This window comes from Bradyrhizobium sp., assembly GCF_049586575.1.
In the GTDB taxonomy this organism is placed as follows: Bacteria; Pseudomonadota; Alphaproteobacteria; order Rhizobiales; family Xanthobacteraceae; genus Bradyrhizobium.
This window is the reverse complement of record NZ_JBAVCF010000344.1, coordinates 16,893-28,440: the sequence shown is the minus strand read 5'-3', so window position 1 is coordinate 28,440 and position 11,548 is coordinate 16,893. Positions and strand designations below refer to the sequence as shown.

Annotated in this window: 10 protein-coding genes; 2 read left to right on the top strand and 8 right to left on the bottom strand. The window is 61.4% G+C overall.

Annotation, left to right across the window (positions count from 1 at the left end):
- The coding region (gene argS / locus WB528_RS13515) for an arginine--tRNA ligase (RefSeq protein ID WP_423888915.1) at window positions 1-770 on the bottom strand (770 nt) is incomplete at its 3' end.
- Between the two features lie 9 nt (window positions 771-779).
- Window positions 780-1,991, bottom strand: a complete 1,212-nt coding sequence (locus WB528_RS13510) for a deoxyguanosinetriphosphate triphosphohydrolase (RefSeq protein ID WP_423888914.1) — start codon at window positions 1,989-1,991, stop codon at window positions 780-782.
- Between the two features lie 105 nt (window positions 1,992-2,096).
- Between WB528_RS13510 and erpA the strand changes: the two genes are divergently transcribed.
- The gene (gene erpA, locus WB528_RS13505; RefSeq protein ID WP_423888913.1) at window positions 2,097-2,426 is read left to right on the top strand and encodes an iron-sulfur cluster insertion protein ErpA; all 330 of its coding nucleotides are present in this window, start codon (window positions 2,097-2,099) and stop codon (window positions 2,424-2,426) included.
- Window positions 2,427-2,441: 15 nt separating this feature from the next.
- A complete protein-coding gene (gene xth / locus WB528_RS13500; protein ID WP_423888912.1) occupies window positions 2,442-3,233 on the top strand; it encodes an exodeoxyribonuclease III in 792 nt (263 codons plus the stop codon).
- A gap of 35 nt (window positions 3,234-3,268) precedes the next feature.
- Here the strand turns inward: xth and WB528_RS13495 are convergent, their stop codons facing one another.
- The 6 genes from WB528_RS13495 to pdhA form a co-directional block, all read right to left on the bottom strand.
- Window positions 3,269-4,087: a tetratricopeptide repeat protein gene (locus WB528_RS13495; protein WP_423888911.1), complete on the bottom strand. Its 819-nt coding sequence runs from the start codon at window positions 4,085-4,087 to the stop codon at window positions 3,269-3,271.
- On the bottom strand, window positions 4,074-5,798 hold the full coding sequence (gene ilvD / locus WB528_RS13490) for a dihydroxy-acid dehydratase (protein WP_423888910.1): 1,725 nt from the start codon (window positions 5,796-5,798) through the stop codon (window positions 4,074-4,076). The genes WB528_RS13495 and ilvD overlap by 14 nt, the downstream gene beginning before the upstream one ends.
- Before the next feature lie 335 nt (window positions 5,799-6,133).
- Complete coding sequence (gene lpdA / locus WB528_RS13485; RefSeq protein ID WP_423888909.1) at window positions 6,134-7,552, bottom strand: dihydrolipoyl dehydrogenase; 1,419 nt, start codon at window positions 7,550-7,552, stop codon at window positions 6,134-6,136.
- A gap of 66 nt (window positions 7,553-7,618) precedes the next feature.
- A complete protein-coding gene (locus WB528_RS13480; RefSeq protein ID WP_423888908.1) occupies window positions 7,619-8,971 on the bottom strand; it encodes a pyruvate dehydrogenase complex dihydrolipoamide acetyltransferase in 1,353 nt (450 codons plus the stop codon).
- Window positions 8,972-8,990: 19 nt separating this feature from the next.
- Complete coding sequence (locus WB528_RS13475; RefSeq protein WP_423888907.1) at window positions 8,991-10,388, bottom strand: pyruvate dehydrogenase complex E1 component subunit beta; 1,398 nt, start codon at window positions 10,386-10,388, stop codon at window positions 8,991-8,993.
- A 35-nt stretch (window positions 10,389-10,423) separates the two neighbouring features.
- A complete protein-coding gene (pdhA, locus tag WB528_RS13470; protein WP_423888906.1) occupies window positions 10,424-11,440 on the bottom strand; it encodes a pyruvate dehydrogenase (acetyl-transferring) E1 component subunit alpha in 1,017 nt (338 codons plus the stop codon).
- Window positions 11,441-11,548: the final 108 nt, after the last annotated feature.

Here is an 11,548-nt window from a genome sequence, read left to right as displayed (position 1 = left end):
ATGTTGAGCGCGGCGAGATCGCCCTTGATCATCTCCATCATCATGGCGATGGCTTTCGCACGCGCCACGGGCAGCCACTCGAACTCCGGCATGGCGAGCAGCGCCTTGCCGTGTTCGGCTGCCAGCGCCTCCCCAACCGGCTTCAGATAATCGCCGGGATAAAGCCCTTCGGGGATTTCGCCGATGTTTTCGCCAAGTGCCTCGCGGTAGCGCAGGAAGGCCGAGCGCGCGAGCACGTCAACCTGGGCGCCCGCATCGTTGATGTAATATTCCCTGACAACAGCAAAGCCCGCGAGCTGGAGCAGGCTTGCAAGCGCATCGCCAAAGACAGCGCCCCGGCAGTGTCCGACATGCATCGGGCCGGTCGGATTGGCCGAGACATATTCGACGTTGACCTTCTCGCCCGCCCCGATCGCGCTTTGCCCGAAAGCGTTGGCCTCGCGCAGCACTGACCGCAGCGTGTCGGTCCAGGCCGTCGCCTTCAAAGTGAGATTGATGAAGCCGGGACCGGCGATATCGACCGAGGCAATCAGATCCTCGCTGCGCAGTCGCGCCGCGATCCTTTCGGCCAAATCACGGGGTTTGGCCTTCGCCTCCTTGGCGAGCACCATGGCGGCGTTGCTCGCCATGTCGCCATGGGTCGGGTCCTTAGGCGGCTCGATCACTACGCGCGACAGGTCCGCGCCCGCGCCGAGTTCCGCGGCGCAGACGGCGTGCACGCGCGTAAGCACGTGGGCAAAGAGATGCTGTGTCGTAGCTATGTCGGCCATGGCCGCCGCCTAACGTAAATCCGGGGTCGAGTCAAAAAGCCGCTGATGTTCGGTCAACGCAAAACGGTCGGTCATGCCGGCGATGAAGTTGCCGATCCGCCGTGCCCGCACGGCGTCCGGCTCAAGCTGGCTTTCGGGAGGCAGCCATTCGGCGGGCATGGCAGCAGAATCGTTCTGATACCGCGCGAAAAGATCGAACACGAGCTGTTCGGCATCCCGCATCACCCGCATCACGCGCGCGTGCCGGTACATTCTGACCTTCAGGAATGCCTTGATCGCTGCTTCCGCTGCCGCTGTCTCGCCCGGAAAGGCAATCAATGCCTCGCTTTGGTTGCGGACGTCATCGGCCGAGGCCGGCTTTATCAGTTCGAGGCGGCGATGCGCTTCCGAAAAGACCGCGCCGATGAAATGGGAAATCAGTTCGCGCACCAGTTCGGCGCCGCGCCGGCTTTCGTCGAGACCGGGATACTGGGCATCGATTTCCGCGATGATGCCGGCCATCAACGGAATTTCCTTGAGATCGTCGATGCGGAACAGCTCCGCACGCAAGCCGTCGTCAATGTCATGCGCGTCGTAGGCGATGTCGTCGGCTATCGCGGCAACCTGTGCTTCGAGCGAGGCAAAATTCCACAATTCGAGTTCATAGGCCCTGACAAATTCAGCGATGCCCACCGGGACGCCGTGCTCGCGATAGCGCCCGACGGGACTGCCATCGCGCAACATCAGCGGGCCGTTGTGCTTGACGATGCCTTCCAGCGATTCCCAACTCAGGTTGAGCCCGTTGAATTCGGGATAGCGATGCTCGAGCGAGGTCACCACCCGCAAGGTCTGCGCATTGTGATCGAAGCCGCCATGGGCGTGCAGGCACACATCGAGCGCGCGCTCGCCGGCATGACCAAACGGCGGATGGCCGAGGTCGTGGGCCAGCGCCAGCGTCTCGGTCAAATCCTCATCGAGCCCAAGCTGGCGGGCGAGCGCGCGGGCGATCTGGGCAACTTCCAGGGTGTGGGTCAGGCGGGTACGGTAGTGATCGCCTTCGTGGAACACAAAGACCTGGGTTTTGTGCTTCAAGCGCCGGAACGCCGTGGAATGGATCACCCGGTCACAGTCGCGCCGGAACGGGCTGCGGGTCCGGCTCGGCGGCTCCACGAACTGGCGTCCGCGGCTGCGATCGGGATCGCAGGCATAGACCGAGCGAGGGGCAGCCATTCCAACTGACACGGGATATCCTATCTCTTAACCGGCAAACGGGTTTGATTCCGATGCTCGCCGTACTTAACTATGATAGGCCGGTTACGAGATAAATACCGATCGGGGTTTTTGAAAATGACAACAGCCGTCACCATCAGCGAGCGGGCCGCCCGCCGCATTGGAGAGATTCTCAAAAGCGAGGGCGATGGCGCCATGCTGCGGATCAGCGTCGAAGGCGGCGGCTGCTCTGGCTTCCAGTATAAATTCGACGTCGAGCGTTCGCGCGCTGAAGACGATTTGGTGATCGCCCGTGATAGCGCCGTGGTGCTGGTCGATCCCGCCTCGGTACCGTTCCTGGCGGGCTCCGAAGTTGATTTCGTCGATGACCTCATCGGCGCTTCGTTCCGCGTGGTCAATCCGAATGCGACCGCCTCCTGCGGCTGCGGCACCAGCTTCTCGATCTAACGCGAATTCACCCCGATGCGCATTGCGACCTGGAACGTCAACTCGGTTCGACAACGAATCGAAAATTTGATGAGCTGGCTGAAGGAATGTTCGCCCGACATCGTCTGCCTTCAGGAAATCAAATGCACCGACGACGCGTTTCCGCGGCTTGAGATCGAGAGCCTCGGCTACAACGTCGTCACGCATGGCCAGAAGACCTTCAACGGCGTTGCGCTGTTATCCAAGCTTCCGTTCGACGAGACGAAGTCGGGGCTTGCCGGCGACGATGAAGATTCCCATGCACGGTTCATCGAAGGCGTCGTGACGCTCAAAAGCGGCGTGCTGCGGATAGCCTGCCTTTATTTACCCAACGGCAATCCACCCGATACGGATAAATACCCCTACAAACTCAAATGGATGTCGCGGCTTCTTGAGTATTCACGGCAGCGTCTTAAAGCAGAAGAGCCGCTTGTTTTGGCCGGCGACTTCAACGTGATCCCGAAGGCGGAAGACGTGCACAATCCGTCCGCTTGGGTCGGCGACGCTCTGTTTCGCCCGGCAACGCGCGAGAGTTTTCAATCCTTGCTCGGTCTTGGGCTGACAGATGCGCTACGCGCCGTCACCGACGCACCCGGCCAATACACCTTCTGGGACTATCAAGCGGGCGCCTGGCAGAAAAACCAGGGCCTGCGCATCGACCATCTGTTGCTGTCGCCGCAGGCCAGCGACCGGCTGGTCGATGTCGGCGTCGACAGTTACGTGCGCGCTTGGGAAAAGCCGTCGGATCACGTGCCGGTCTGGATCGATCTCGACCTGGAAGCGGCGTAGAGAGGCCCTGCCCCTCTCTTCACGCGCCGAAGGTTTTAGTCCTTGCGGCCCTGAATCCAGTGCTCGAGCATCTGGAACGCCATCGCACGATCGTCTTCTGAGGCTTTTGCCATGGCCTTGTTGTAGCTGTCCTTGATCCAGGCTTCGTCCGGCGTTGCGCCTTCACGCGCCAGCGTCAGCCACATCAATCCGCGCGCCGCCTGCCGCGGCAACTGATCGCCGTTGAACAGCATCTGACCGAGCAGAGCCTGAGCCTGATGCTGGCCCTTCTGGGCGGCGAGCCCAAGCCAGCGTGCGCCGTAGCGGAAATCGTCGCGGGAAGAACCCGCGCTCTTCAGATAGAGCCGGGCGAGATCGTATTGGGCGTCGGCATTGCCGAAATAGGACGCCGCATAGGAGAACATCTCTCGCGCGCGATCCGGATCGGCCGTGATCTTCGAATTCGGAATGCCGCTGAGATAATACCGCCCGAGCGCCACAAAGGCGTTGGCGACAATCGTGGCCTGCGGCGCCGAGGGGCTGTCCTCCGCATGGGCATTGGCGATGCGGCTGAAATATTCGAACGCCCGCAGGTCGTCCTGCGCGACACCGTCGCCATCGGCATACATCCGGCCCAACTTGAATTGCGCGATCGGATGGCCGCTTTCGGCCGCATATTGCAGCGAGGTAAAGGACGACGTGTCCAGTGTCGATGGAACCGCTTTCTTCAGGGCACCGGGTGAACTCGGCTGGGCCGAAACACCGGGAAGCGTCGAATCCTGATTCACCGGCGCGCCGTCAAAGGCGAATCCGGGAGTGGCCACAGGCGCGGCAGCCAAAATCAAAGCAAAAATGATGCGCTCAGATGTCCGCATAACACAACTTCTCGTGCGCTCCGCCCGGATGGGTAACGGCGCCTGACACTGCCGGTCCCACCTGCTGGGCGTACTTCCACAATGCACCCGACGTATGGTTAGTCGCGCGAGGCCTCCATTCGGTCTTGCGCTGGGCGAGCTCGGCGTCGGTCAATTTTACGTTAAGAGTCCCGACAACCGCGTCGATCTGGATCATGTCGCCGTCCCGCAACAGCGCGATGGGACCGCCAACCGCAGCCTCCGGGCCGACATGGCCGATACAAAAGCCCCGTGTCGCGCCTGAAAACCGGCCGTCGGTGATCAGGGCGATCTTGCCGCCCATCCCCTGCCCCGTCAGCGCTGCGGTCGTCGAAAGCATTTCGCGCATTCCGGGACCGCCGCGCGGCCCCTCGTAACGGATGACGATGACCTCGCCTTCCTTGTAGGTCTTCTTCTGTACCGCCTCGAAGGCATCCTCTTCCCGATCGAAGCAACGGGCAGGGCCGGAGAACTTCAGGTTCGACATGCCGGCGACCTTCACGATCGCTCCCTCGGGCGCAAGGTTCCCCTTCAAACCGACCACTCCGCCGGTGACGGTGATCGGCTTGTCGGCGGGCCGCACCACGTCCTGATGCGGGTTCCACTTCACGCTCTTGAGGTTTTCGGCAATCGTCCGCCCGGTGACCGTGATGCAGTCGCCGTGCAAGTGACCATTATCGAGCAATGTCTTCATCAACAGCGGTATGCCACCAGCCTCAAACATATCTTTGGCGACATAACGGCCACCTGGCTTCAAATCCGCGACATAAGGCGTCTTCTTGAAGATTTCGGCGACATCGAACAGATCGAATTTGATGCCGCATTCGTTCGCGATCGCCGGCAAATGCAGCGCCGCATTGGTTGAGCCACCGGAAGCGGCAACGACCGCGGCGGCGTTCTCCAGCGACTTCCGCGTGACAATGTCGCGCGGCCGAAGGTTCCGGGCGATCAGGTCCATGATCTTTTCGCCAGCCGTCATGCAGAAAGCGTCGCGAATTTCATAAGGCGCGGGCGCGCCGGCCGAATACGGCAATGCGAGCCCAATGGCCTCTGATACCGTTGCCATGGTGTTGGCGGTGAATTGCGCGCCGCACGCCCCGGCCGAAGGACAGGCAACCCGCTCGATTTCATCGAGATCGGCGTCCGACATCTCGCCGACCGAGTGCTTGCCGACCGCCTCGAACATGTCCTGCACTGTGACCTGTTGGCCACGGAAATTGCCAGGCAAGATCGAGCCGCCATAGATGAAGATCGACGGCACGTTCAGCCGCACCATCGCCATCATCATTCCCGGGAGCGACTTGTCGCAGCCGGCCAGACCTACCAGCCCATCATAAGCGTGGCCGCGTATCGTCAGTTCGACGGAATCGGCGATGCATTCGCGTGACGGCAATGACGAGCGCATTCCGTCGTGGCCCATGGCGATGCCGTCGGTCACGGTGATGGTGCAGAATTCGCGGGGCGTGCCGCCCGCCGAAGCGACGCCCTTTTTGACAGCCTGGGCCTGACGCATCAGTGAGATATTGCAGGGCGCGGCCTCATTCCAGCACGAAGCCACGCCGACAAACGGCTGGTGGATCTGCTCGGTCGTCAATCCCATGGCGTAAAGGTAGGAGCGATGCGGCGCCCGCTCCGGCCCCTCGGTCACGTGACGGCTCGGCAACCTTTTCTTGATGTTGGTTTTGGCGTCCATCGCGAACCTGTTTCCCCGGCCCTCTCGCTTCAGGTCGGCCGATGGACCATTGCCATCGCCGCGGCGACTACCGAGGCCTCAAAATCTCAAGCATTATGATCTCATGGAGGGGTGTGGCTAAAAAGCGGCGTAGGCACGCACGAGCCGGGATGAGGGTTAAATCTTCGCGAAGTGTTGCCACCACGACACATTCGTTGCGCTAAAGTCACCCTTTTAGGTATCATTGGAAGCCAAGCCGCGCGGTCTCGGCCTTCGCGCTGCAATGAGGGTGAATCAATGGCCGACACTCCCGAACAGCCGTCGCTGGATCGGGATCGCTCCGGCTCTAACTTCGGCTAAATATTCAGCACGCGGCCGTAGGCATCCAGCACCGCTTCCTTCATCATCTCCGACAACGTCGGGTGCGGGAAGACGGTGTGCATCAACTCTTCTTCCGTGGTCTCTAGGTTCATTGCGACCACATAGCCCTGGATCAACTCCGTCACTTCCGCGCCGATCATGTGGGCGCCGAGCAATTGTCCGGTCTTCTTGTCAAAGATCACCTTGACGAGACCTTGATCCTCGCCGAGTGCGATCGCCTTGCCATTGCCGACAAAAGGAAAGCGGCCGACACGAATTTCACGTCCGCCCTCCTTCGCCCGCGCCTCCGTGAGACCAACGGACGCCACCTGCGGCTGGCAATAGGTGCAGCCCGGAATCAGGTTCTTGTCCATGGCGTGGGTGTGCAGCCCCTTGATGGTCTCGACGCAGATGACGCCCTCATGCTCCGCCTTGTGGGCCAGCATCGGCGGCCCCGCGACATCGCCGATGGCATAGATGCCGGGCACATTGGTTTTGCCGTAGCCATCGATCACGACGCAGCCGCGATCGGTTTTGACGCCGAGCTTCTCAAGTCCGAGATTCTCGATATTGCCGACAACACCGACCGCCGAGATCACGCGGTCAAATTCGATCGCTTGCGGATTCTTGCCGTCGTCGATGGTGGCAACAACACTGTCGCTTTTCTTTTCGAGCTTCGTCACCTTGGTGGTCGTCAGAATCTTGATGCCCTGCTTTTCGAACCGCTTGCGTGCAAGGCCCGCGATCTCCGCGTCCTCGACGGGAAGAATTTGGGGCAGCACTTCTACCACCGTCACTTTGGAGCCCATGGTGTGGAAGAACGAAGCGAACTCGATCCCGATCGCGCCGGAGCCGACGACCAGCAGCGACTTCGGCATTTTCTCCGGCACCATCGCCTCGAAATAGGTCCAGATCAGGTTCTTGTCGGGCTCCAGTCCCGGCAATACGCGCGGCCGCGCACCGGTCGCGATGATGATATGCTTGGCCTGATAGGTGCCCTCACCGAGCGCGCCCTTCGGGCCTTCGGCCGCGGACTTCTTCACGGTGATCTTGCCGGGGGCATCGATCGACGCCTCGCCCCAGATAATAGTCACCTTGTTCTTCTTCATCAGGAAGCCAACGCCATCGCTCAGGCGTTTTGAAACGCCGCGCGAACGCTGCACCACCGCCGTCGGATCGTAGGCGACTTTCTCGGCAGACAGGCCGTATTCCTTGGCATGCTGCATGTAGTGGTAGATTTCGGCTGAGCGGAGCAGCGCCTTGGTCGGGATGCAGCCCCAGTTCAGACAGATGCCGCCCAGGTAAGATTTCTCGACGATCGCGGTTTTGAAGCCGAGCTGGGCGGCTCTGATAGCCGTGACGTAGCCGCCGGGGCCGGAGCCGATGATGATGACGTCGAAGGATGTATCGGCCATGATTACTCGCTCTTTATTTCCTTCCCTCTCCCACAAGGGGAGAGAGAAGAAAGAATCGTTGTCTTCTCAAACCATCATCATCACGGGATTTTCGATCAATAGCTTGAACGCGCCGATCAGTTCGGCGCCGAGCGCGCCGTCAATGGCCCGATGATCGCACGACAGGGTCACGCTCATGATCTGGGCGATTTCGATCTTGCCGTTACGCACCACCGGACGTTCCTCGCTGGTGCCGACCGCCAAAATCGTCGCGTGCGGCGGATTGATCACCGCCGTGAAGTGATTGATGCCGTACATGCCGAGATTGGACACGGCCGTGGTGCCGCCCTGATACTCCTCGGGCTTGAGCTTGCGGGCGCGGGCACGCGCTGCGAAATCCTTCATCTCGCCCGAGATCGTCGACAACGACTTGGTTTCGGCCTTGCGGATGATCGGCGTGATCAAGCCGCCCGGCATCGCGACCGCAACCCCGATGTCGGAGTGCTTGTGCTTGACCATGCCGCCTTCGGTCCAGCTCACGTTGCAATCCGGTTTGCGCTGCAGCGCGACCGCCATCGCCTTGATGACGAAGTCGTTGACCGAGAGCTTGTAGAGCGGCTTCTTCTCCTTGTCCTTGGGTGCCGCGGCGTTGATCTCCTCACGCGCGGCAAGCAGCTTGCCGATATCGCAGTCGATCGTGAGATAGAAATGCGGGACGGTTTGCACCGAAGCCGTGAGTCGCTGCGCAATCGTGCGGCGCATGCCGTCATGCGGCACGATCTCGTAGCTGCCCGGTTCGAACAGCGCGAGTATCTGCTTGTCCGACATCGAGGGTGAGAGCGCAGGTGCGGCACCCGGGGCCCCTGCGGGGGGTGCCTTCAATCCCTTGCCGGACTTGGCCTCCGCCACGTCGCGGGCGATGACGCGGCCGTGCGGCCCGGTCCCGGTGACGCGGGCGACGTCAATGCCGGCTTCCTTGGCCAGGCGCCGCGCCAGTGGCGATGAGAAAGTGCGCGCATGGCCGTCGGCCTGCGGCGCTGATGATGCCGCCTGAGGCGCAGCGGCCGTAGCCGGTTTGGGAGCAGCCGCAGGGGGAGGCGACGCGGGCTTTGGCGCCGGTGGGGCTTCCGTCTTCACAGACGCGGGCCCAGCGCTCGGTTTTGCGGCCGCTGACGCGCCGGCGGTTTCCACATCCTCGCCGTCGCCTGCGAGCACGGCAATCACATCGTTGACGGAGACGTCCTGGGTGCCCTCGGGAACAAGGATTTTGGCAATCGTGCCTTCGTCGACCGCCTCGACCTCCATGGTCGCCTTGTCGGTCTCGATCTCCGCGATCACATCGCCGGACTTGACCTTGTCGCCCTCTTTCTTGAGCCACTTGGCGAGGTTGCCCTTCTCCATCGTCGGCGACAATGCGGGCATCAGAATATTGATTGGCATGTGCTTTAGCCCCGCTCTGTCACCGATAACAAACAGCTTTGGCAGCCGCGACCACTTCGGCCACGGACGGCAGCGCGAGCTTTTCCAGATTGGCGGCGTACGGCATCGGAACATCTTTGCCAGACACCCGCGCCACCGGCGCATCCAGATAGTCGAAGGCATACTCCATGATCCGAGCCGCGATTTCGGCGCCGACGCCGTTTTGCTGCCAGCCTTCCTCGACGGTGACGGCGCGCCCGGTCTTCTTCACGGATGCGACGATGGTGTCGGTATCGAGCGGCTTCAATGTCCGGAGGTCGATCAGGTCGACTTCGATGCCTTCCTTGGCGAGTTCATCGGCGGCCTTCAGCGCGTAAGACATGCCGTTGGACCAGGAGATGATCGAGACGTGGCCGCCACTTCGCACCACGCGCGCCTTGCCAATCGGGATCACGTAGTCGTCGAGCTTCGGCACTTCACCGGAATGTCCGTAGAGCATTTCGTTCTCGAGGAAGATCACCGGATTGGGATCGCGGATCGCGGCCTTCAGCAAACCCTTGTAGTCGGCCGCCGAGAACGGCGCGATCACCTTCAAGCCCGGAATCTGTGAGTACCACGCCGAATAATCCTGGCTGTGCTGCGCCGCGACACGTGCGGCCGCACCGTTCGGGCCGCGGAACACAATCGAACAACCCATCTGACCGCCCGACATGTAAAGCGTCTTCGCCGCCGAATTGATGATCTGGTCAATCGCCTGCATGGCGAAGTTGAAGGTCATGAACTCGACAATCGGCTTCAGACCGGCCATCGCGGCGCCGACGCCAATGCCGGCGAAGCCATGCTCGGTGATCGGCGTATCGATGACGCGCCGAGCGCTGAATTCCTGCAGCAACCCCTGGCTGACTTTGTAGGCGCCCTGATACTCGGCGACCTCCTCGCCCATCAGAAACACGTCCGGATCCCGGCGCATTTCCTCGGCCATCGCATCGCGCAGTGCGTCGCGGATGGTCATGGTCACCATTTCAGTGCCTTCAGGTATTTCCGGATCGGGAGGAGCAACGGCGCTTGGCGCAGCAGGCGCGGGTTCGTTCTTCGGGGCCGGCTCCGATTTTGCCTCGGCTGCCGGAGCTGCTGCTTCAGCGGCCTTCTCCTGCTTCGCTGGCGCAGGCGCCTTGGCGAGATCGGCCGCGCTTTCGCCGTCGGCCAGGATGGTGGCGATCGGCGTGTTGACGGCGACGTCGGCGGTGCCTTCGGGAATCAGGATCTTGCCGAGCGTACCCTCATCGGTCGCCTCGACTTCCATCGTGGCCTTGTCCGTCTCGATTTCCGCGATGACATCGCCCGACTTGATCGTCTCGCCTTCCTTCTTCAGCCACTTGGCGAGATTGCCTTTCTCCATCGTCGGCGAGAGCGCAGGCATCAGTACTTGAATGGGCATATCAACTCCGCAATTTTAAACCGCGCCCCGAACGCTTATCGATAGACGTCGGTATAGAGCTCGGACACCTCCGGTTCGGGGTCGTGTTGGGCGAAATCCGCCGCCGCGTTGACGACCTCGCGAACCTCCGCATCGATTTTCTTCAACTCGTCTTCGCTCATTTTTGCGGCGAGCAAACGATTGCGGACCTGTTCGATCGGGTCCTGGTCATGGCGGACCTTTTCGACCTCCTCACGGGTACGGTACTTCGCTGGATCTGACATCGAGTGGCCGCGATAGCGATAGGTTTGCATTTCCAGGATGTACGGCCCTTTGCCGGCGCGGCACCAGGCGACAGCCTTGTCGGCGGCAGCCTTGACGGCGCGTACGTCCATCCCGTCGACCTGCTCGCCCGGGATGTTGAAGGAGACGCCGCGCTTGGAGAAATCGGTCTGCGCCGAGGAACGCGTCACGGACGTGCCCATGGCGTAGCGATTGTTCTCGATGACGTAGATCACCGGCAGCTTCCAGAGCTCCGCCATGTTGAAACTCTCATAGACCTGCCCCTGGTTCGAGGCGCCGTCACCGAAATAGGCCAGGCTGACAGAATCGTTGCCGCGGTAGCGGTTGGCGAAAGCCAGGCCCGTACCGAGCGAGACCTGCGCGCCGACGATGCCATGGCCGCCGTAGAAGTTCTCGGCCTTGCTGAACATGTGCATCGACCCGCCCTTGCCCTTGGAATAGCCGCCGCGGCGTCCGGTCAATTCGGCCATCACGCCCTTGGCATCCATTCCACAGGCGAGCATATGCCCATGATCGCGGTATCCCGTTATGACCTGGTCGCCCTTTTTCAGGGCCATCTGCATCCCGACGACGACGGCTTCCTGACCGATGTAGAGATGGCAGAATCCGCCGATGGCACCCATTCCGTAAAGCTGGCCAGCCTTTTCCTCGAACCGGCGGATCAGCAGCATGTCACGTAGCGCCTTCAGCTCTTGTTCCCTGCTGAAGGGCGGCGGCGCCCCCTGCTCTTGAGCGGTGTCGGTGGCGGCGCTTTTTTTGGGTGAGGCCATGGCGTTTCCGAATGAGAGAGCGAATTTGCTTTCTCTAGCTTAACTCAAACCGCCATGAAAGGATTTGCATCACTTCACGAAAAGTCATCATCCCGCACTGCAATGCGG